This is a genomic window from Neobacillus niacini, from assembly GCF_036961885.1.
In the GTDB taxonomy this organism is placed as follows: Bacteria; Bacillota; Bacilli; order Bacillales; family Cytobacillaceae; genus Neobacillus; species Neobacillus niacini_H.
This window is the reverse complement of the sequence record NZ_JBALNQ010000045.1, coordinates 25,281-46,505: the sequence shown is the minus strand read 5'-3', so window position 1 is coordinate 46,505 and position 21,225 is coordinate 25,281. Positions and strand designations below refer to the sequence as shown.

Here is a 21,225-nt window from a genome sequence, read left to right as displayed (position 1 = left end):
AAATAGGGCTTAACCTATTGGGAACTCACATGAACGGATGCATATGATAGAGTAGCCGAAGCACCATAGCCCCTGTACACATTTCACATGAACCATAATAGGAAGTCTCAAATACAAAAAGCCCAACATGGGCTTTTTGTATTCATATTGTTGAAAACTCTTTAGTCAATGAAATCCGTTTGAAAACTTCTTGTTGAGGAGTATACCTAAATAGCATAAAAAAACTCCTCTTTTAATTACTTCGAGGAGATTTTATAAAATTTTCCATATTTTATCCATTGATAAAAGACTTTTTCAACAGAGTGTACAAAAAGCCCTACAAGGGCTTTTTGTATTTTTATGAAAAGTGAAATTGGGTTTTACTTAGAAACAGATCACTGCTCCAACGATGATTAACAAGATAAACAATACAACAATTAATGCAAAACCGCCGCCGTAACCGACGCCGCCGTAGCCGTAGCCACCACAACCACCATATCCGCCGTATCCAAACATTAGATAGCCCTCCTTTATATAATTATTCCTTATAAAATATGCTGAGAAATGCAGGTGGTAAGGGCTATTTCACTATTTTTTTTGAGGACAAAACTAAGGAATATGTTTAAGCAGTCGATTGTGAGCCAATCGCTCCTGTAAAATGCCTAATTATTTTCTTATTCAAGTAACACAGCAGTTTTGTGAAAAAAGTGGCATAAATACACCAATAAAAAAACGAGTGCAAATTCACATACAATTTGTCACTCATTTTATGTAACATTTTTAATGATTGTCTCTAGGAAAAGGAACCGGTGAGTGTTACCAGAGTTCTTTTTACCGGTTTCTGTCATGGTTTACTTATACAATGGAACCTCCCATTTATCGTCTGCTTTTTCATAACGTGTTACGGAAAGGAGGTGTAAGGTTAACTCCTCAGGAACCTCATCGAGATCATAGGACCTAATATCAAAAGTTGTCTTATAGCGTCCATTCTCATCTTTTTCATCTAGAATTGCACCGCTTGGATACGTAAGGAATGCCTTTCCTTTATTGTCCACTAATGCCCAAGCACCAAGGTTCGAGCTGCTTGCTTCCTTTCCACCCTCCATTTTTATCGTAAAAATATTTTCAATCTCAATGGGTTTTAACGACTTACGGAGAGAAAACGTAAGATCCTTATCTGCCTCCTTAATGGTTAGATAATTGCCTTCATATTCAAATGAGACAGGGTGGTTCTTTAATTCTTTAGGTTTAATTTTGATTGAAAAATCGGAAGGTACTGTTTTCACTACGCCATCTAATACAAATGTTAGTTTGCCATCCTCTTTCTGCGGGATAAAGGATTCATTCCAGGCCACCTGCCCGATTTTCCCCATTTCAGCACCTGAACCTTGGAGTACTCCTGAATCACTCGGGTGCCCTTTCCCTTCCAAAAAACTATTGTGATGGTATACTGCTTTCTTTTCCTCGTTCTCAATATGGTATTGAATTGCCGTTCCATAGTTCGTGAAAGAACGGACAATTTCCTCACCAAATTTCTCTTTTAAATCCTTAATCTTCTCTTCTAACTTTTCCAGTTCTTCTTTTTCAAAAGAGGTTTCATATAATAATTCACTAGAGGAAGGAGCAAATCGAACTTCCTTCATATTAATGTTTACGCCATTCATGCCTGTTACCGCGCCATTTAATGAGAGAGTGGTCGTAAATTTATTTCTTTCTTTTAAATCAACCGGAATCTCCATCCTCCAACTGCCCTTTACACCGTCTAGCTCAACCAAATCAAATGTAACCTTGACTTCCTCTAAATTCTCTTGTTCCCGCAGCGAAAATTCGATTAAGCCGTACTCACTTCCATCCTGCCAGCCCATACTTACCCCTTCAAGCCTTGTTCCATTTTGATCACTGGCGAAGATTTCGTTCTTGGAATCCGCCAATTCGATATAGGGATCCTGTATTTTTCCTTTTTTATTAACGATTTGATAGGATAAAGCCACACGGGAAGAATCCGCTACCACATCTTCTACCCTTAATGTAATCCCCTGATCCGTCACTTTACGATTGACCCGCTCTGCCATACCTGCATTCGATGCTATTTTTAATCCTTCGTCTACTTGATCAGTTGCAAACAAGCCTCCAACCCACTTTGCAAAACTTGGATTCAGTGTAGTGCTCAAACCCACAGCTAACACTACTCCCGCTGCAAGAAGCATTCTTCGTTTCCAGGCAGGCTTTTTTGGTTGTTTTTCATAAGGTTCAAGCTGAGCAAGAATGATAGAAGCAAAATCATCTGGCAGCGTCGGTGTTTGTAAAGTTTCTATTAAAAACTTCTGTTCTTCGTAAAGCTCTTCAACCATGTGTTTGCAATCATTACAGTCTTTTACATGAGTGCTGAGGTCAACAAGCTCCTGTTCCGTCAGCAGGTTATCAACATATTGTGACAGTTTATCTATTGTTGGACAATTCATGAAAATACCCTCCTTCTCGTTTGACAGTATCTCTCATTTTTTCCTTTGCTCGATGAAGTTTATTCCTTACACTTGAAACAGGGATTTCACTCAACTCACTAATTTCGCTATAGCTCAATTCATTTACATAGCGCAAAAGAATAATCATTCGCTCATCGTCTGGCAGAGCTGCAATTAACCGCTCAAGCTGGCGATTTTTCTCTTTTTTCAAAAAAATGACTTCAGGATGATCGGGATTTACTACTTTTTCTTCATTTATTTCAATTGGTTTCATTTTATAGCTCTTCTTGCGGAACTCATCCATACAATGGTTAATTGCCACGCGGTACATCCAGTTTGAAAACAATCCCTTATTATCGTATTTCCCCAGCTGTTGATACACCTTAATAAAGGCTTCCTGTACTAAGTCTTGTGCATTTTGTGGATTTCTTGTCATTCGTAAAATGGTGGCATATAACTGGTTTTTGTATTTATTAATAATGTGTGCATAGGCTTGCTTATTGCCAGACAGCACTTCTTGAATCCATTGCCATTCTTCCCCCATAAAAAACCCTCCTGCTAAAACGCTCATGCGCACGTCTCACTTTTTCTTTCATCTATTATAACGAGTTTACTTGCTGAATAATTTCATTTTTAAAAAAGAAAATAAAATTAGGAACAAGTTCCGTTACCTATCGCAAAATCCGAAAATGATTTTTTACCGATCCGTTAGCCATCCATCCAGCACAAAACAAAAAAAGCAGTCTGATTCGCATGCGAATCAGACTGCTTTTTAAATGTGTTCTTTAATATTTTCTATTCGAAAACAGAACCCATTAATCTTAGACAAGCGTGCTTCCATTTCCTACTAGTATGAGGACGTGTTTTTCGGTCGTCCCGAACCGTCTCAGTGTTTCTAACCCTCTATTACACAACACTGTTTTTAACGGAATTACTATCACTGACATCGGGGTCAATGACTGTGGCAGCTGGGACCGTTACTGGGGAAAGGTCTCCGTTTTGTTCTCCAAAGGCTTGATTTCGCTTATACGTGACAAATTGGTCTACTATTTGCAGGGTCCCCATATTCGCAACAGCACCATTATCCAGTGTATTTATTTTAATTCCAAGAACATTGAGTACCATTGGTGAAACAAAAAACATGTTCAACACTCCTTTCTTTTAATTTATTCCCATTTATCCCAAAAAGTCCTTAAAGTGCACTATAAAAAGCTTGATTTAACTGAATTACTATCAGAGTAATCCGGGTCCAATACCCATGAATTGGACAGGATAGTAGGGGATAAATCCCCGTTTTGTTCTCCTATTCCTTGGTTCCGTTTATACGAAACATATTGATCCAAATGTTGACTGGGACCGAGATTGACGACTGCTGCATGGTCAATGGCATTTATCTTAATTCCTATAATATTTAGTGATACAGGTGCAAATATCATGTTATTACTCCTTTTGAAGTAGGAAGATTAGCCGTTTCAAAGGAAGAATTGGAATCAATTAGGTCTCGGTCATCGACCGCGCTTCTCGTACCAACAAAATTAGTTCCATCTCCCATATTCTGGCCAAGCCCCTGGTTTTTTTTATCAGAATTATGCCATTCTGCTAAAAGGTTTTGACCCACATTTATTGCAGATGCATTTTCAAATGAATTTACCTTAATGATATTGATATTGATATTAATGTATGGAACGGGACCCACCATTTAAATCCTCCTAGTAATTTAAAGTAGTTTACCAGTTACCTTTTGTGATTCCGAATCCTCGATATCATGATCCAAAATAGCGCTTGTTGTGTAGATTTTCAAGCACCCATCAGCCAACTGCTGGCCAAACCCTTGATTTTTCTTAGCCGATACATTTCTGTTTTGTTTCACGGTAGAACTAAAAGAGATAGAACTGACATGATCAATATTATTTAATTTTATTCCGTTAATATTCACTTTCGTTGGTATAAAGAACATGATTCACAATCCTCTCTCTTCGCTTTTATCCAAGGTAATTAACTATATGACCGTTCCATTGAAAATATGTTTTTAGTCGATACGGACAAGCTGGAACTTAGTCGATCATTGGGGTTTAATTTCAGGAGTGGGCAATTTTTATGAATGATTAAATAAATTATCAATATTATTAATAATAAATGTAGACATGTACCGGGATTCATAGCGAGCATTACAAGGGGGAATATCCATTATGGATATGAATAAAATCTCTCAATGGATGGATTTGGCCAAAAAATACCAAACCGGTGATTTTTGGGATGGGATATTTGATCAATCTTCCTTTGATGAATTTATGAAAAACAATCTTGACTCAAATAAATCGGGTGAAACAGCTAAGAAAACGGGGCAGGGAAGAAAGTTTCCTCCAACAGATATATTCATAACGAATGAGGAAGTTTTGTTAATATCCGATTTAGCGGGTTACTTAAAGGAAAATATTCAATTATCTGTATCAGGAACGAGCCTGTTAATCAAAGGGAATAATCACCAAATGATTACAGGAGAACCCGTACAGCAAGAAAGATATCATGGCTCCTTTGAACGTGTTATCCAGCTCCCTGAACCGACGTATCCCAATCAAATACGGGCTAAATTCAATAATGGACTACTATATGTTTCATATAAACGGCTGTTTTTGCAAGAAGAGCGAGTTAATATTGAGTAACATAACGAGTGAAGCGAACGGAAAAATAAATAGACTTAATGTGGGGAGACAGGATGCGTATAAAAGGGATGTTCAATCAAAAAGCTCAAAAGAAGGACATGGATGATTGGGAAAGGCAAATTTTAAGAATCAATGCAATTGAGGTTCAAATGAAAGGCTTATTGGAGTTTGAGAAGCAGATTCGATCATCTATGTATAGTAACAGCAGTAGAGAAAAAAAAGAACAGGAGCGAGCAAAGACGCAAGGCAGGAATATTAAAGGAGAAAACAAGGAGAATGCGTCTGACGTAAATCCACTACAAAAGGAAGAGGGAAATAAAGTCGATGAACGTTTAATTCATTTCATCGAACAACTTATTTCAGAAAAAAATGCTGTGTTTCTCCAAAGGGAAAAACAGTTTGTTAAAAAAATTCAGGTTTTAGAAAATCAAATTTCGATACTCAATGACAGGATAAACGTTCTTTGCGCAGAGCCATCAAAAAGTGAAGAAAGTCGGCAGACGCCCTCTGAAGATTGTTCAACACATCCACATCCAAATGAAAAAAGGGAGGAGAAGGAAATTTTTTATAAGCAGATTGAAAAGAGAGTACAACTCTTAGAACACAATTTTTTATTGATAAATGAAGTTCAGGCTGGGTTGCTGAATCGAATGGAGGAACTGCTAGAAAAAAGTAATGTTTTAATGAAACTAATGGACGAAACAGAAGGATCAATAAAGAATAAAGAACCTATTTTACAAACTTTATATATTGATAAGCTATATTTAGATAAATATGAGCAGAACAATAACTTTTCTCAGCTTGGCATCAAAAATTTAAGTGGAGCTTTAAATATTGGTGCGACCTATGGGAAAGAAGCAATACCAAAGGTAATCACGGAGCAAGTAAAAGAGAATATGGCAAAAATAAAAGAAATGAAGAAGGATATGGCAAATAAGCAGCCTGTTACAAACCAGCCAGATGATCTTCACCATGAGGAGTCATCCTCAGAGCCAGCCTCCAGCCCATCTGAGGAAAACGTTTCGTATACGGATATTGTGATTGAAGATGACGACCCTTCCATGGAAGAGGATTCTTTTTAACTTCACTTAGTAGAAGAAGCCCTATCTTCTAAAGTGGAGGTTGAATCCAGAAAAACTCTCTAATTACTACCGTTGTACCTGAAAATTCATTCTAACAGAAATCAGATGAGCCCTTTGGTTACCATTGAACACAAAAAATCATGCTAGAGGGAATCAAAAGAGCTCTCTGGTTACCGTTGAACACAAAAATCCATGCTAGAGGGAATCAAAAGAGCCCTCTGTTTACAGTTGAATCTGAAATCCACATGTTGAACAAGGTTTTCCAAAACAACAAGTTCCAGCCTTATGACGCTTCATGAATAGTTCTCATAAATTCCTCAAATGCTTCCACCTTCAATGGTCTGCTATAGAAATAACCTTGTCCAAGTACATAACCATCTTTACTAAGTTCATCCACATGTTCCTGTAGTTCGATTCCCTCTGCAATGACATTTAATCCAATCGACTTTGCTAAATTAATGATTGCTTTGGCAATTTCCTTACTTTCTTTATTCGTATGGATATCCTTAACAAACGATTGGTCGACCTTTAATGTATTAATTGGAAGATCTTTAATATAACTTAGGGAACTGTATCCTGTTCCAAAATCATCGACAGAAATTTGGATGCCTAGATTTCGAATTTCCTTTAAAATGGCTACCGTACTTTTGACATTTGCCAGGACACTTTCAGTTATCTCAAATTCAAGCCATTTTGGATCGAATCCTGTTTCATGTAAAATCATTTTGACCTTATCAACAAAATTAATATCTTCCAACTGACGAACCGATACATTAACAGATATGATTAAAGGTGGATAACCCTGATTTTTCCATGCAGATGCTTGTCTGCAGCTTTCTTTAAGTATCAATTCTCCCAAGGGAACAATTAATCCGGTTTCTTCTGCCAATGGAATAAATTTTCCTGGAGGAATGATCCCCAAATCAGGGTGCTTCCATCTGACCAATGCTTCCATACCGAATAACTCATTCGTTGACATATTAATTTTCGGTTGATATTCCAAGTAGAATTGGTGTTCCATGATCCCTTGTCTTATTGCATTTTCTAGTAACCGACGCTCTAAAGATTGATCTTCTATACGTTGATCGAATACCTTAAAATCATTTTTACCGCGTTCTTTTACATAATAAAGTGCATTGTCTGCATTTTTGATTAGAACTTCAGGAGATTCTCCGTGCTCAGGAAAATGTGCCACACCAATACTGCAGGTGAGCGTATATTCTTGACCAGCTTCCTTTATAGGGTTTTGGAACTGCTCTAAGATACTTTGAACTATGGTTATTACATACTGTTCATCCTGCACATCTTCTAACATGACGACAAATTCATCCCCGCCAAATCTAGCTGCTATATCTGTTGGACGAATAACAGATTGAATTCTTTTAGCTGCTTCTTTTAGCACAAAGTCCCCTGCATCATGTCCCCATTGGTCATTAATTTGCTTAAAATTATCCAGATCAATAAAAAATATAGACAGGTTTGATTTTGAGAATTTTCGCTCCATCACTTCATTACGCAGCTGATTCATAAACGAGCGTCGATTTGGAAGATTAGTCAAGGAATCATGGAATGCTAATTGATAAATGGCTTTATGTACTTCTTTTTGTTCACTTATATCCCGCATTAGAACTAATATTAAATCCTTTTCTGAAAAAGAAGGTTCGTTAATACTAACAATATTTGCCTCGACATCTATGTAATATCCTTCTTCATGAAGGAAACGGAATTCGCTTTTCAATGCCCTATTTATGGTTCTGCCACAATAAGATACGATCTCATTTCTAACGGTGTCCTGTTCATCCCTGTGGATTTTTTCGTAAAAATTACTATTTTCAAGTAAAGACAGGTCATAATTTAACACTTTTTCAAATAATGGAGAAACATATTGAATGGCTCCATTCCTATCAATAATCGCAACTAAGTCCGATAAGTTTTCGGCAATGATCCGGTGAACTTCATCGCTTAATTGCTTATTTTCAATTAGTGATTTCTTTTCTAAACTTGAGATTTCCAAAACAGCACTATCTTGCTGGTTTAATTCTAGTTCAACTTTAATTTTAACCTCTTTACCCACCAGGACGCCGCCCGTTTCCAGTGCTGCATTCCAGGTAAGACCAAATTCTTCACGGTTTATCATGGCTTCTGCCTCATAACCGTAAACTTCGATCCCCTGTGGGTTCGTACCTTTACCGCCAAACGCAACATCAAATACTAGTGGTTTTGTCCTATCTTTAATGGTTAAATCACCCATTACTTTATAACTTTTACTATTTTTTGTGATAGTAGTAGATTTGAAATCAATCGTTGGGTACTTTTGAATATCAAAGAAGTCAGCTGATTTTAAGTGATTATCTCGTTCTAGGTTACGGGTGTTGATACTATCCCCATCAAACTTGAAAACAATGTTAGCTGTTGTTAAATCCATTAAATCTTCTGCTTCTATTTCAGCGTTAAAGGAATCAAATTGACCCCTTACCTTCGATACCATCATATGCTTTACTTCAAATCCTACAGTGGAATGCGCTTGGTCTACAATCCAGTTTCCCATTTATAAACTCTCCCCGTGCTTTACATTAAAATAAAGGGCGTTATTTGGAATAACGCCCTTTTGCTTGAACCACTTTTATACAGTTTTCCAGTCAGCCGCGAATTTTTCAAGGCCTTGATCGGTTAAAGGATGTTTTGATAATTGCTCAATGACTTTAAATGGAATGGTAGCGATGTGCGCTCCAGCCAACGCCACACGGGTTACATGATCAGGATGACGAACAGATGCTGCAATGATTTGTGAATCTAGATTTTGAACACGGAACATCTGGGCAATTTTCGCTACTAGCTCAACGCCATCTTCATTAATGTCATCTAAACGTCCTAAGAATGGTGAAACATACGTAGCTCCTGCACGTGCTGCCAATAATGCCTGGTTTACACTAAAAATCAAGGTAACATTGGTTTTAACACCTTTTTTAGTTAAATAGCGGCAAGTTTCTAGTCCATCAAGTGTCATTGGAACTTTGATGGTAATATTCTTATCGCCACCGTTGATTTTAATGAGCTCATCTGCTTCCGCAATCATTTGCTCAGCTGTTAAAGCATTAGGTGTTACTTCAGCAGAAACGGACTCAACTTCTGGAACGGCATTTAGGATTTCAGCGATACGGTCCTCGAATTTCACGCCTTCTTTTGCAACGAGTGAAGGGTTGGTTGTTACCCCAGATAATACACCAATTTTATAAGCTTTTTTAATTTCCTCTAAGTTTGCAGTATCGATAAAAAATTTCATTTTCGTTTTTCCTCCAATTTTTTTATAAAGTATTGTTTAGTTCTTTTCGACAGCATGTCCACCAAATTCATTCCGTAAAGCCGCTACAACTTTACCTGTAAAAGTGTCATCCTCTAAAGAACGATAACGCATTAATAATGACATTGCAATAACCGGTGTTGCGGTTTTGAGGTCTAATGCTGCCTCTACCGTCCATTTTCCTTCACCTGAGGAATGCATAGTCCCTTTAATTTCTTCCAAATCTGGATATTTTGAGAATGCATTTTCTGTTAATTCCATCAGCCAAGAACGAATAACGGATCCATTATTCCAAACACGTGCGACCTTTTCGAAATCAAAGTCAAAGTCGCTTTTCTCCAGCACTTCAAAACCTTCACCAATCGCAGCCATCATCGCATACTCAATGCCATTATGAACCATTTTTAAGAAGTGGCCGCTTCCAGCCTTACCGGCATATAAGAAGCCATTCTCAACAGCTGTATCCTTGAAAAGGGGTTCAACCATCTCCCAGGCCTCTGGATCACCGCCAATCATATAACAAGCGCCATTTCGAGCACCTTCCATACCGCCTGAAGTACCGGCGTCCATAAAACTCACACCGATTTCCTTTAAATCATTGTAGCGTTTTATAGATTCTTTATAGTGGGAGTTTCCTGCCTCAACGACAATATCGCCTTGTTCCAAAAATGGTGAAATCTCACCAATAACAGAATCAACCACTGCATGCGGGACCATAATCCAGACAATTCTTGGATGCTCCAAGGATTGGATGAGTTCTTTATAACTTGATACACCTGTTGCTCCATATTGTATCATATTTTTTACTGCATTTGGATTAACATCAAATGCAACCACATCGTGTTGGTGATCTAATAAATTTTGCCCTAAGTTTAATCCCATTTTCCCTAAACCAATAAGCCCAACCTTCATTATGTTCTCCTCCGAAGTGTAAAAAATTTATTCTATCTCGTTCTTTTAACAGCTCCTTCTATGTACATCCTCTTAAATCCCTACATTGCTAGCATAGCAAAAATATGCACCGATTTCTCCCTTTTTCTAGCTTCGGGATATCGTTGTAAGTTTTTTATCTTTAATCGTAATAACAATATCTGCCATTCCTACAAATAATCCGTTATCCACCACACCTGGTGTAAGGTTTAAGCTTTTTTCTAACTCTCTTGGGTGGGTAATTTCTTGAAAGCTACTATCTATTATAAAGTTACCGTTATCCGTTAGATAAGGCGTCCCATTCTTTTGCCGCAGCTTCGGACTGCCTCCAAGATCCTTGATTTGTTTTACTGTCATTTCATATCCAAAGGGGACCACTTCAATCGGCAGTGGAAATGTTCCTAATGTATCGACATTTTTTGTCGAGTCGGCAACGACGATAAACGTTTTTGCTGCTCTAGCGATGATTTTCTCTCTTAAAAGAGCACCCCCGCCGCCCTTTATGAGATTTAACTCAGGATCTAACTCATCTGCTCCATCAATTGCGACATCAATTTGCTCAATCTCATCGAACGAAACAATCGGAATGCCAAGTTCTATCGCTAACTGTTTGGTTTGTTCTGAAGTCGGAACTCCCTTAATAGAAAGTCCCTGCTGGACTAACTGACCGAGCTTCGTGATCGTGTAAAACACCGTGGATCCAGTACCGAGTCCAACCACCATGCCGTCTTTCACATATTCAACAGCCTTTTCCCCGACTTCTTTCTTCTCATTCAAGGTTTAACCTCCCTTCAATGAATGTTGGATTCCCTATTATTAATGTGTCCATTTACCTTTTTTTACTTTCTGTAACTATATTATTTCTTTCCCACAAATAAGTAAAGTATCTCTAACTCAAGATAATAAATATGGCTAATTCTTTAAAAGAAATTATCGCTTTCAAAGATTGGTTGGCATTAAAAATCTTTCTCATTCTACAACCTATCTCGATATTGCGTAGGAGTACTTCCTATTTCCTTTTTAAAAACTCTTGCAAAGTAGGATGGATCATCGTATCCAATCATCCAAGCAATTTCCTCGATCGTTAACTCCTCGGTTTTTAAAAGATGCTTTGCTTTTTTTATGCGCAGCATTTGTTGATAAGACGTAATGGTCATCTTTGTTTCTTCTTTAAATTTTCGGGATAAATGACTTGGATGCGTTGACAAAAGGTCTGCTAATTCTTCCTTATTAATCTGTTTATCATAAGAACTTTGCAAATGTTCAATGGCCCTTTGTATCAAGGTTGAATACTTTTTGAGTGAGCTTGAGCTAACTAAAGAACAATACTCCTCAATCATTCGATCTTCTAATTGATAAAGCACCTTTAATTGATTGGCATTTTCGATTTCAAAAGCAAATTTTTCTGAAATACGGTGGATTAATATCGCTGGGACATAGCTGTTTTTTGCTGCTGTTCGCAACAGTGTATTAAGAACAATAGCAAGATTTTTCAGTCTGCGCAGCGGTTGATTGGGAAATCGCTCCGAAAAATAGAACAGCACATTATTTGAATTGATTAGTTCTAATGCTTTCGTTTTATCCCCCTGTTCAACCGCATGCATAAAATCTTGCTCCGTTTTATACCGTAATTTGACTAGTTCAGCCTCTTCATCCACGTTGAAGATATCTGGTTTTTTCCAAGCAGAGCTTTTATCTTTTTCCGAAACAAGGATGATTGGAGCTGTTTCCTGCTCAATTATTGCTTTGAACTGCTGGAGGACACTTGCAAAACTGCTAGATTGTTCTGCAGGTAATACATACATTTTTTCTCCAAAAGCTCGTAAATCTTCACTTTGTATATAATTGAGATTATATTCTCTTGATAAATGGTACAAATTTGGTGTCTTATCGAAATAGGGACCGATAATTACGGTATATCTTTCCATCTCAGCCATAAAGGGGTATCCGAAGTAGTGTAAGCCCCATTCATTGATATAGGAATAGAGTTGTTCTTGATGGGTCATCTTTTCGACGAAATACAAAATATCCTGATTATCTGAACCTGGCATAAAAGCTGGGATAGAGACCATTTCTTGATGGTACATAAACTCACCATTTTGATTTAGTAAATAGGTATTTAAATTGGTTAAATAATGTATTTTTATAGCAGAAGAGATGATTTTTGATTGTTCCATGTTTGTTCCTCCAGAATCTTAGGGCCGATTAAAAACATGACTTTTTATCCTGAAATTGTTAAATGAATCCTAACAAAATTCATTTATGCCCATTATACTAGAAATATCGTAACGCTTTCAATTGAACAAAAATGAAAGTCGATAACAAGAAAAATAATGCAATAGATAGATGAGGAGAACAACTATGAGTAATCTAAAACGAAATCCAAGCGAAAAAGAATCGAAGTTGTCAAAAGTTTTAAATGTTATCTCTGGAAGTTTCGCTCCTATTATCGGCGTTTTAGCCGGAGCTGGACTATTAAAAGCTTTGTTATCTGTAATGAATATGTTAGGCTGGGTTTCTCCTGAAAGCGGTGTCTATGTGGTTTTATCCGCAGCCGGAGATGCAGTTTTTCATTTCCTTCCTGTTTTTCTCGGCATATCCATTGCCCTTAAGCTCGGTGCAAATGGATATGTGGGCGGCGTAATTGGTGCATCCCTTCTAACACCCGAAATTATGCATCTTGTTGAAGGCGGAGTTAAGACCATCGACTTTTTAGGACTTCCTGTCCTATTAGCTGATTATTCTTCTACCGTATTTCCAATCTTTATTGCGATGTTTGTTTATGCAGGTTTAGATAAATTATTGAAAAGAGTGATCTATAAAGATATTCAGATGTTTATCAACCCGATGATTTCTTTATTCATCCTCGTTCCGTTAACGATGCTCGTGTTCGGCCCTATTGGAACATTGCTTGGTGAAGGACTCGGATCCTTAATAAATTTCTTAAGCAATCAAAGCGGACTGTTAGCAGGAGCTGTTTTAGGCGGGACTTGGACATTCCTAACCATTTTGGGATTACACTGGACCGTCATTCCTCTCGCTATTGCCAATTTAGCAGGAGGTCCTGACCCAATCATTGCCATGGCTGCAGCAGCACCATTTGCACAGGTAGGTATAGGGATTGCCGTTTTATTAAAAACAAAGGATAAAGATTTAAAAGCTCTTGCAGCAAGTGGAATCGTTCCAGGGGCTTTAGCTGGAACAACAGAAGCGATTAACTATGGAATTATCTTGCGGTATCGCAGAACAATGGTTTATGTTGTCATTGCTGCAGCAATCGGTGGAGCTATTAATGGAAGCTTAGGCGTAGTCATGAATGATTTTGTCCTTCCAAGTGTACTATCCATTCCTGCCTTTTCACCAATCGGGCAATACCTAATCGGAATTGGGGTCGCCTTTGCTCTTGGATTTCTATTGACGTATCTACTTGGCTATGAAGGGATCCCGGCGAAAATAAATGACAATTACAATCATATTATTGTTGGGGTAAAACCAGAAACCATTAGCAGTCCATTAAGAGGCAAAGTAGTTCCGTTAACAGCGATTAATGATCCACTGTTTTCAACCGAGACAGTCGGCAAAGGAATTGCCATTGATCCGGAAGTTGGTAAAGTATTTTCACCGGTAAATGGTGTCATTACAACACAGTTCCCAACTAGACATGCTGTAGGTGTAACCTCTGATGATGGAGCTGAAATATTAGTATTTATTGGTCTCGATACGATTAAACTGAACGGTAAATTTTATAAATCACATGTTAAGCAAGGAGATAAAGTTAAAAAAGGTGATCTTCTCATCGAATTTGAGATGGATCAGATCAAAGCTGCAGGATACGAAACAAATACACTGGTTATTATTACAAATACAGCGGAATACCTTGATGTTAAAGCTACGAATAACCAAACTGTTGGATATAAAGATGATTTGTTGAAACTGACCGTTTAGAAAGGCTTTTTTAGGAGAGACCGGAGGACGGTTCGGTGAAGGACACTTCTCTTTCATTCCTGTTGGGTTTTGCTTTTCTGCTGGGTTTTGTCCTTCATCAGCGCCACTCTCCTACACCTTTTAATGTGTAATGATACATTCTAGAATTCTATTCATCAATTTATAAAAGCGATGTTGGTAACCACATTCATTTAGTAAAACATATTTTTAACCTAAAGCGGGATGGAAATCGTAAAACAGCTGCCTTTTCCTTCCTCACTTTTTACGTTTATTTGACAGCCATGAAGTTCGATGATCTTTTTCACAATCGACAACCCCAGCCCATTGCCTCCTCTTGAACGGCTTCTGGCTTTGTCCACCATATAGAATCGGTCAAATACGTATGGAAGGTCTTCTTCAGGAATCCCTTTTCCAGTATCCTTTATCTGAACTTGGACTTTTTGATCAACTATTTCCATTTTCACTTCAATTTTGTCATTTTTATCGGAGTATTTAATCGCATTTGTAATCAAATTTTGCCACACCTGTTCAAACAAATCCTGGTCAACCTTAACTTTGCAAGGCTTGAGGTGGAGTTCAACATCAATATTTTTTTCCAGCCATAACGGTTCCGACACGAGAATCATTCTTCGTAGCTGTTCATCCAATTGATACTCCACCGGATGAAAGGGATGGTTATCTGAATCGAGCGAAGCAAGCCGAAGTAAATGATCACTAAGCTTTGAAAGCCTTAACGTTTCTTCATAAATAATATCAAGATGTTCTTTCTGATGTTCTTGTGGAATGACACCGTCTCTAATCGCCTTTGTAAATCCTCGAATCGATGTGATGGGGGACTGAATTTCATGAGAAACATTACTAACAAAATCATCTCGCATTTTATCAGTTTTTTGAAGTTCACTTGCCATATGATTAAAACTGTATATCAATTCCCCGAGTTCATCATTCTTTTTAGATTTAAGCCGCACGGTTAAATTTCCTGTTGCCATTTCTTTCGCTGCGCTTGTCAGTTTTCTTACTGGTTTAACAATGTAATTAGAGGCCAGGAGAATAAACAGACTGCCAATAGCCAATACCAAAATAAGACTAATGAGTAAGATACGCTGCAGGACCTTCGAAAAGTGGGTAAAGTCCACCTTTACGATCAATGAACTTCCATTATCATCGATATTCGGCACTCCAATGAATCGCACAGGACCTTCCCTTGTATTTAAAAAGAACGGCTCTGTTATATCAGACTGAAATAGCAATGAAGTTTCTTCTTCTGTTAATGAAAAAGGCAGTACATTGCCTTCCTTTAAAATTTCACCATGTATATTATATCTAGATAAAATATACAGCACTTGAATACGCCTATCCGGCTCAGCTACTGCAAGAAGATCGGCAGTGTCACTGGCAATCGTCAAAAACGGCTCGTCAAAGGTAATTTCCCTCTCTGCAATCAAGCGAGTAATTCCAAAGGATAAAAAGAGGCTAATAATTATGATCAAGATGAAAGTAGCGACAATTTGAATACGCAGGCTTTTCTTAAACACCTTTTTTTTCCTCCAGCCGATATCCGAGCCCTCGAACCGTGATGATTGTTAAAGATGAGAAAGACTCAGCCCTCTGACGCAGGCGATTAATATGAACATCCACTGTCCGTTCGTCCCCTTCATAGTCCATTCCCCACAGGCTTTCAATCAATTGTGTTCGGGTAAAAATCTTACCTGGCGAACTGGCCAGCATAAATAGTAGTTCACATTCTTTCTTTTTTAACAATACCGTTTCTTTATTCGATGAAACGATCAATGTCTCAAGGTCAATTTTTGCGTCACCAATTTCAATGGTCTTTGATGTAGAAATATTGTAGCGCTTTAAAAGGGATTTAACTCGCAGGACCAACTCCACAGGGTCAAAGGGCTTCACCAAATAGTCATCCGTTCCGGCTTGAAACCCTTTAACTTTATCCATCGATTCCCCTTTGGCTGTTACCATTAATATCGGGATATCCAAATACCTGCGAATATCTTCTGTTAATTCGATGCCGTTTACATGTGGCATCATTACATCAACAATCATTAAATCTACTTTTGTATGTGCAACATAATCTAGTGCTTTCTGTCCATCCTCTGCCTCCTCAACAGTGAATTGACTATTTTCAAGATAAATCTTTATTAACTTTCGAATATGGGGATCATCATCTACTACTAAAATTTTATTCATTTTGAACCCTCCGTTTACCCTATTATACAATGGGATAAAAGACTTTTGTCCTGCTCATTATTCGTATCGAAGTGATTCCATTGGGTCGAGTTTAGCTGCTTTAGATGATGGCAGTAATCCTGCAATCACACTGATTAATGTGCTGGCTCCAATTCCAAACAGCATGTATTCCTTCGTCGGCTGAATCAGTTCAGCACCGAAGCTGTTCGATAACAAATTATTTAAAAGAATGCTAATTACTAGGGCACCTGCCACAGCAATTACACCACTTAATAAGCCCATTAGAGCAGACTCTGAAAAGAAAATACGTCGAATATCTTTCTTCCTAGCACCAATCGCCCGTAAAATACCAATTTCTCTAGTTCGTTCAACAACACTAATATAAAGAACTACTAACATCATGATGCCCGACACTAGTAGGGAGATAGCCGCAATTCCGGCTAACAGCCACGTTGCCATATTCACATACGTGGTTACTTGTTCCATTATACTTGCAATCGGTGAACTTACGAAGCCAGCTTTTTCCACATCTGCTTTAATTCCTTCTACATCATCTTGTTTTTTGGCATAGGCATTAAGCTGTACAGGTTTCAATGGTAATTCCTGTGCGCTGTAGGCATCTTCAAGTGTTGTATATGAAACGTATGCACTTGCTCCTTCAATAGGCCCCATATCTTCCTGAGCATAAATACCCGATATGATAAGTTCTCTTTCCACGGTTATTGGTAGGTTATTTTCTCCCATTTCGTTAATAAAAAGTTTAATAGATTCCCCTACGAGGGATTCATATGTCTCTTCACTGGTTAAACTTTGTGCAAAAGATGTCGTCAGTAATACTTCATTCTCAGATGGAAGGGTTCCCTTTTCAATATTATCCTTAATAATCGTGTCGGTTAAAGTTGCCATTGCCGATAGCTGATAATTCTTTTCACTGTATACAACATTGGTTTTTCCCCTGATTGTTGTCACTTTTTCTACTCTTTCAACATTTTTCAATCCGCTGATTGTAGCTATGTCTTCTTCTGTAAATGGCTCTCCCCCAATTTGTTGATTGGGCTGTCCTCCCTGCTCCTCTACTACCTCTGTTTCAGCCGACTTTACCACATCGACAAGAAGCGGATTCAAATTTGTGTTAATTTCATCATTCATATAGTCTGTTACACCATTGCCTAAAGACAACATTAAAATGACACTGAATATTCCGATGGATCCTCCCGAAGCGACGAGAATATTTCTTTTCGCCTTTAATCGCATATTTTTCATAGCCAGTTTAAAAGAAGCAATCAAACTTAAATTTTTCCCTTTTTTCTGTACCGTTCCCTTGACAGTAGTGTAACGCTCTTTTAAAGACTGATCTTCTTTAATTCGCCCATCCTCTACCGATACAATCCGACTGCCAAAATCAGCTACTTTTTGTGAATGCGTCACGGTAATAATGAGGACACCTTTTTTGGCAATCGAATCAAGCAGTTCAAGGATTTGTCCACTTGTTTCTTGATCGAGTGAGCCTGTTGGCTCATCAGCTAAAATAATCTCAGGGTCGTTAGCCAAAGCACGTGCGATTGCTACACGCTGCTTTTGGCCGCCAGAAAGTTGATTTGGCCGTTTCTTTGCATGATCCATCAAACCAACTTCTATTAAAATTTCCATTGCACGTTTCGTTCGTTCTTTTTCGCTTTTATCCATCATTTGCATTGCAATCATCACATTTTCTAGTACTGATAAATGTGGGATTAAGTTAAAACTTTGAAAAACAAATCCAATCTTCTCTTTTCTGTAGGCATCGATTTCCCTTTCCTTCATCGTTCTCAGCGCTTTCCCTTGTACGATGACGTCTCCTTCATAATCAGAATCCATCCCGCCGATAATGTTCATTAATGTCGATTTCCCTGAACCAGACTCCCCCAAGATGGAAATAAATTCGCCACTTTCAAAGCTTATACTCACATCTCGCAGAATAGAAACTGATTCTTTTCCACCAAGTTTATATGATTTATTTACATGTTTTAATTCTAGTAATTTCATATTCTTCAATCCTTTCTTTTATCATGACTTACCATTTTCTATTTGAACTGAAAATCCTTATTAAATGGTTTAATCAAATTGTTTTTTAGTTCTTTTTTTCGCAAAGAAAGCTTTTTTAAAAAAGTAATATAAAATAGATCCTGAAAGAATGATGATTCCAATTACATATTGATTAAATCCTTGTGAAAACAATCCTGCCTGAATAAGAGTGTAAACAAAGAATAAAATGAAATTTCCTAATGCGGTTGCGATGATAAAATATGAAAATCGAATATTACTAATACCTGAGGCGCCATTGGTGATACTTGTAGGAGCAAAAGGAAAAATTCTTGCCCACAATAGATACCAAAGTCCTTTCCGTTCTACTTTACTAAGAATGCCTGAGTTAACTTTTTTCAACACCAAATCTTGGAGGACATATCGAATACTTAGAAATACGATTATCGCACAAAGAATACTAGTTAATATGCTCCACAAAACACCAAATTGAAAGCCAAAAAGAGTATTGTTTATCAAAATGACGAGGAAAAGTGGAATGACAGGAAAAGCATTATGAACCAACATAATCATCAAGGTGATAAATAATGTCAAAGCTTTATTATCATCTAATATGGAAGTAATGGATTGTATATTTCCGGAGATAATACTACGAATTAAATCGGTATTCAAAGTAACAATGAACAAAGTCATAAATACGAGAACAATAATTGTCGTTTTTTTCACCCTGTTCAATAAACTCACCCTTCCAAAAAAAAATTGGCTTAATTTTAAATTCATCCTAATGTAGATTTCCCATGTGGAATAATAGCCCAAAAATAAAGGCAATTCCTAGAATGGTATGTAGAACTCTGACATTCCTGCTTGTACGTTCTTTTAGATTCAATTTATAACCGAAAATCACCATGACAATCATGACGGCGAAAGCTACCAACCCGCTGTAAACTCCATTCATGTCATTAGGGATAAAAATTAGAAAGTATAGACTATGTGCAGTTCCTGCAGCCGCTACAATCCACCCAAATAAAACATGCCGTTTTTTTAGAAACTGCCATGCGGAGAATATCCAGCGAACATTTGGAATTTTACTCTTTTTCATCAATCTCCATATCATTCTAAAAATAATTAGGAACACGGCAGCAAATCCAAAAATTTGCGTCATTTTAGTTAGAAAATGATCTAAGCCCCTCCATATACTGTTTGGTAACAATCCCACTACTGAGAGTGTCCCTCCGAGGACCAAGACAGCACTTAATACAATAACAAACCAACGAAAACCCTTTAAATAACGCAAATGATTATTGGCCATATATTTTTCCATTATTTTCACCTCAAATTCTTTATAAACAAAAGATATCATGTTTATATGAACTGAAAATAAACTCAAAAAAACCTTTTTTTAAAAAAAGGTTCTTTCAAAATACTTTTTAAAAATGACCGTATCCTATTTAACCTAATGCCACATCGAGAATCATCATTAATACAAAACCAACCATTAAACTTATAGAAGCGAGGTCTTTATTACCTTTTTCTTGTGAGCTTGGAATAACTTCTTCGGCAACAACAAATATCATTGCTCCAGCAGCAAAGCTTAATGCATACGGCAATAATGGTTCAATAAATGAGACAGCTAGTGCACCGATGACCGCAGCAATTGGTTCGACCATACCCGAAAATTGCCCATAGAAAAAGCTCTTTCTTCTGGACATTCCTTCCCCCCTTAATGGCATGGAAACGGCAACGCCTTCTGGAAAGTTTTGAATCCCTATTCCTAGAGCTAAAGTCAAAGCGCCGGCAAAGGATGCTTCAGTACCTCCATTTGCAAGTGCACCAAAAGCAATGCCGACAGCCAAACCCTCTGGAATATTATGAAGTGTAATGGCAAGGACTAACAATGTACTTCTTTTTCTTTTCTTTGGATAAAATCCTTCCGCCTCCTGAATAGGAGCATTTGGATGTAAATGTGGTAAAACCTTATCTATACCCCATAAAAAAATCCCGCCTAATAAAAATCCAACAGCTGCTGGAAACCAAGCGCCTACAGCGTTGTCACCTGACATTTCAATCGCTGGTCCCAGTAAAGACCAGTAACTTGCAGCGATCATGACACCACCAGCAAAGCCTAACATACTATCTAATAATCGTTGGTTTACGGTTTTTGTTGCAAAAACGAGTGTTGCCCCTAATGCAGTCATTCCCCACGTAAATAAAGTAGCTATAAATGCCTGTGTTACTGGATTAAAGTTTTGAAAAAAATCAACCATCAAATAGACCCCTTTAAAAAATCATTCACCAGGATTAGATAAAGTTTAAAAAGTTTACTACAAGGAAAAAACTACCACACCCATGATTAAATTGCAAAAACCGTATGGGATGTATAATCCATATTAATAACCTAAATGAGTATTAAAATAAGCATAAATAAGGCTACTACGTAAAAGTAAAACAATCCCTATCTCAATGATAGGGATTACGTCCGACCTTGATTTCCACCTACATACAATACATTTACTCATTATGGATTAAATTAGAGAGCACATTAATTGATATTTACGAAAATGTTTTTTGACGGAATGTTTATGTTTTTGGCTATTTTTTCCCTAATATTATTTGATAATTTGTTATCATTCTCTGTT

At 37.5% G+C, this 21,225-nt stretch carries 21 protein-coding genes; 3 read left to right on the top strand and 18 right to left on the bottom strand.

Annotation, left to right across the window (positions count from 1 at the left end; genetic code table 11):
• Positions 1-363: 363 nt before the first annotated feature.
• The 7 genes from V7124_RS18405 to V7124_RS18375 all read right to left on the bottom strand — a co-directional run bounded on the left by V7124_RS18405 (position 364) and on the right by V7124_RS18375 (position 4,398).
• Entirely contained in the window at positions 364-495 is a 132-nt protein-coding gene (locus V7124_RS18405) for a YjcZ family sporulation protein (RefSeq protein WP_335409969.1), read from the bottom strand.
• A gap of 335 nt (positions 496-830) precedes the next feature.
• Entirely contained in the window at positions 831-2,441 is a 1,611-nt protein-coding gene (locus V7124_RS18400) for a DUF4179 domain-containing protein (protein WP_335492032.1), read from the bottom strand.
• The gene (locus tag V7124_RS18395) at positions 2,419-2,985 is read right to left on the bottom strand and encodes an RNA polymerase sigma factor (protein ID WP_335409964.1); all 567 of its coding nucleotides are present in this window, start codon (positions 2,983-2,985) and stop codon (positions 2,419-2,421) included. Before V7124_RS18395 ends, V7124_RS18400 begins: the two co-directional genes overlap by 23 nt.
• A gap of 362 nt (positions 2,986-3,347) precedes the next feature.
• A complete protein-coding gene (locus V7124_RS18390; protein ID WP_335492028.1) occupies positions 3,348-3,584 on the bottom strand; it encodes a hypothetical protein in 237 nt (78 codons plus the stop codon).
• Positions 3,585-3,643: 59 nt separating this feature from the next.
• Entirely contained in the window at positions 3,644-3,877 is a 234-nt protein-coding gene (locus tag V7124_RS18385) for a hypothetical protein (protein ID WP_335409959.1), read from the bottom strand.
• On the bottom strand, positions 3,874-4,140 hold the full coding sequence (locus V7124_RS18380; RefSeq protein WP_335409957.1) for a hypothetical protein: 267 nt from the start codon (positions 4,138-4,140) through the stop codon (positions 3,874-3,876). The genes V7124_RS18385 and V7124_RS18380 overlap by 4 nt, the downstream gene beginning before the upstream one ends.
• An 18-nt stretch (positions 4,141-4,158) precedes the next feature.
• Positions 4,159-4,398 carry a hypothetical protein gene (locus tag V7124_RS18375; protein ID WP_335409955.1) on the bottom strand — a complete coding sequence of 80 codons (240 nt, stop codon included), beginning with the start codon at positions 4,396-4,398 and terminating at the stop codon, positions 4,159-4,161.
• Between the two features lie 232 nt (positions 4,399-4,630).
• On the opposite strand from V7124_RS18375, the gene V7124_RS18370 reads away from it, so the two are divergent.
• Complete coding sequence (locus V7124_RS18370; RefSeq protein WP_335492026.1) at positions 4,631-5,104, top strand: Hsp20/alpha crystallin family protein; 474 nt, start codon at positions 4,631-4,633, stop codon at positions 5,102-5,104.
• A 53-nt stretch (positions 5,105-5,157) separates the two neighbouring features.
• Positions 5,158-6,186, top strand: coding sequence for a hypothetical protein (locus tag V7124_RS18365; RefSeq protein WP_335492024.1), 1,029 nt, complete (start codon positions 5,158-5,160; stop codon positions 6,184-6,186).
• Between the two features lie 283 nt (positions 6,187-6,469).
• Here V7124_RS18365 and V7124_RS18360 read toward each other — a convergent pair whose 3' ends face one another.
• The 5 genes from V7124_RS18360 to V7124_RS18340 form a co-directional block, all read right to left on the bottom strand.
• Positions 6,470-8,734 (bottom strand): EAL domain-containing protein, encoded by a 2,265-nt coding sequence (locus tag V7124_RS18360; RefSeq protein WP_335492021.1) that lies wholly within the window; start codon positions 8,732-8,734, stop codon positions 6,470-6,472.
• A gap of 75 nt (positions 8,735-8,809) precedes the next feature.
• Complete coding sequence (fsa, locus tag V7124_RS18355; protein ID WP_045517207.1) at positions 8,810-9,469, bottom strand: fructose-6-phosphate aldolase; 660 nt, start codon at positions 9,467-9,469, stop codon at positions 8,810-8,812.
• 36 nt (positions 9,470-9,505) lie between these two features.
• Complete coding sequence (gene gnd, locus V7124_RS18350; protein ID WP_335409941.1) at positions 9,506-10,399, bottom strand: phosphogluconate dehydrogenase (NAD(+)-dependent, decarboxylating); 894 nt, start codon at positions 10,397-10,399, stop codon at positions 9,506-9,508.
• Positions 10,400-10,525: 126 nt separating this feature from the next.
• On the bottom strand, positions 10,526-11,194 hold the full coding sequence (gene rpiA, locus V7124_RS18345) for a ribose-5-phosphate isomerase RpiA (RefSeq protein ID WP_335492017.1): 669 nt from the start codon (positions 11,192-11,194) through the stop codon (positions 10,526-10,528).
• 197 nt (positions 11,195-11,391) lie between these two features.
• Positions 11,392-12,594, bottom strand: a complete 1,203-nt coding sequence (locus tag V7124_RS18340; protein ID WP_335492015.1) for a helix-turn-helix domain-containing protein — start codon at positions 12,592-12,594, stop codon at positions 11,392-11,394.
• A 184-nt stretch (positions 12,595-12,778) separates the two neighbouring features.
• Between V7124_RS18340 and V7124_RS18335 the strand changes: the two genes are divergently transcribed.
• Positions 12,779-14,362 carry a glucose PTS transporter subunit IIA gene (locus V7124_RS18335; protein ID WP_335492013.1) on the top strand — a complete coding sequence of 528 codons (1,584 nt, stop codon included), beginning with the start codon at positions 12,779-12,781 and terminating at the stop codon, positions 14,360-14,362.
• A gap of 212 nt (positions 14,363-14,574) precedes the next feature.
• On the opposite strand, the gene V7124_RS18330 is transcribed toward V7124_RS18335, so the two are convergent.
• The 6 genes from V7124_RS18330 to V7124_RS18305 all read right to left on the bottom strand — a co-directional run bounded on the left by V7124_RS18330 (position 14,575) and on the right by V7124_RS18305 (position 20,853).
• Positions 14,575-15,897 (bottom strand): sensor histidine kinase, encoded by a 1,323-nt coding sequence (locus tag V7124_RS18330; protein ID WP_335492011.1) that lies wholly within the window; start codon positions 15,895-15,897, stop codon positions 14,575-14,577.
• Entirely contained in the window at positions 15,890-16,567 is a 678-nt protein-coding gene (locus V7124_RS18325) for a response regulator transcription factor (protein WP_335492009.1), read from the bottom strand. Before V7124_RS18325 ends, V7124_RS18330 begins: the two co-directional genes overlap by 8 nt.
• A 57-nt stretch (positions 16,568-16,624) precedes the next feature.
• On the bottom strand, positions 16,625-18,592 hold the full coding sequence (locus V7124_RS18320; protein WP_335492007.1) for an ABC transporter ATP-binding protein/permease: 1,968 nt from the start codon (positions 18,590-18,592) through the stop codon (positions 16,625-16,627).
• A gap of 69 nt (positions 18,593-18,661) precedes the next feature.
• Positions 18,662-19,315, bottom strand: coding sequence for a TVP38/TMEM64 family protein (locus tag V7124_RS18315; RefSeq protein ID WP_335492004.1), 654 nt, complete (start codon positions 19,313-19,315; stop codon positions 18,662-18,664).
• A gap of 55 nt (positions 19,316-19,370) precedes the next feature.
• Positions 19,371-19,949, bottom strand: a complete 579-nt coding sequence (locus V7124_RS18310; RefSeq protein WP_335492001.1) for a hypothetical protein — start codon at positions 19,947-19,949, stop codon at positions 19,371-19,373.
• Between the two features lie 88 nt (positions 19,950-20,037).
• Entirely contained in the window at positions 20,038-20,853 is an 816-nt protein-coding gene (locus tag V7124_RS18305; protein WP_335491999.1) for a ZIP family metal transporter, read from the bottom strand.
• Positions 20,854-21,225: the final 372 nt, after the last annotated feature.

What these genes read in the sequence shown, in the direction of transcription:
- V7124_RS18405 (WP_335409969.1), bottom strand. Translation starts at nt 495, where the DNA reads ATGTTTGGATACGGCGGATATGGTGGTTGTGGTGGCTACGGCTACGGC.
- V7124_RS18400 (WP_335492032.1), bottom strand. Translation starts at nt 2,441, where the DNA reads ATGAATTGTCCAACAATAGATAAACTGTCACAATATGTTGATAACCTG.
- V7124_RS18395 (WP_335409964.1), bottom strand. Translation starts at nt 2,985, where the DNA reads ATGGGGGAAGAATGGCAATGGATTCAAGAAGTGCTGTCTGGCAATAAG.
- V7124_RS18390 (WP_335492028.1), bottom strand. Translation starts at nt 3,584, where the DNA reads ATGTTTTTTGTTTCACCAATGGTACTCAATGTTCTTGGAATTAAAATA.
- V7124_RS18385 (WP_335409959.1), bottom strand. Translation starts at nt 3,877, where the DNA reads ATGATATTTGCACCTGTATCACTAAATATTATAGGAATTAAGATAAAT.
- V7124_RS18380 (WP_335409957.1), bottom strand. Translation starts at nt 4,140, where the DNA reads ATGGTGGGTCCCGTTCCATACATTAATATCAATATCAATATCATTAAG.
- V7124_RS18375 (WP_335409955.1), bottom strand. Translation starts at nt 4,398, where the DNA reads ATGTTCTTTATACCAACGAAAGTGAATATTAACGGAATAAAATTAAAT.
- V7124_RS18370 (WP_335492026.1), top strand. Translation starts at nt 4,631, where the DNA reads ATGGATATGAATAAAATCTCTCAATGGATGGATTTGGCCAAAAAATAC.
- V7124_RS18365 (WP_335492024.1), top strand. Translation starts at nt 5,158, where the DNA reads ATGCGTATAAAAGGGATGTTCAATCAAAAAGCTCAAAAGAAGGACATG.
- V7124_RS18360 (WP_335492021.1), bottom strand. Translation starts at nt 8,734, where the DNA reads ATGGGAAACTGGATTGTAGACCAAGCGCATTCCACTGTAGGATTTGAA.
- fsa (WP_045517207.1), bottom strand. Translation starts at nt 9,469, where the DNA reads ATGAAATTTTTTATCGATACTGCAAACTTAGAGGAAATTAAAAAAGCT.
- gnd (WP_335409941.1), bottom strand. Translation starts at nt 10,399, where the DNA reads ATGAAGGTTGGGCTTATTGGTTTAGGGAAAATGGGATTAAACTTAGGG.
- V7124_RS18340 (WP_335492015.1), bottom strand. Translation starts at nt 12,594, where the DNA reads ATGGAACAATCAAAAATCATCTCTTCTGCTATAAAAATACATTATTTA.
- V7124_RS18335 (WP_335492013.1), top strand. Translation starts at nt 12,779, where the DNA reads ATGAGTAATCTAAAACGAAATCCAAGCGAAAAAGAATCGAAGTTGTCA.
- V7124_RS18325 (WP_335492009.1), bottom strand. Translation starts at nt 16,567, where the DNA reads ATGAATAAAATTTTAGTAGTAGATGATGATCCCCATATTCGAAAGTTA.
- V7124_RS18320 (WP_335492007.1), bottom strand. Translation starts at nt 18,592, where the DNA reads ATGAAATTACTAGAATTAAAACATGTAAATAAATCATATAAACTTGGT.
- V7124_RS18310 (WP_335492001.1), bottom strand. Translation starts at nt 19,949, where the DNA reads ATGATATCTTTTGTTTATAAAGAATTTGAGGTGAAAATAATGGAAAAA.
- V7124_RS18305 (WP_335491999.1), bottom strand. Translation starts at nt 20,853, where the DNA reads ATGGTTGATTTTTTTCAAAACTTTAATCCAGTAACACAGGCATTTATA.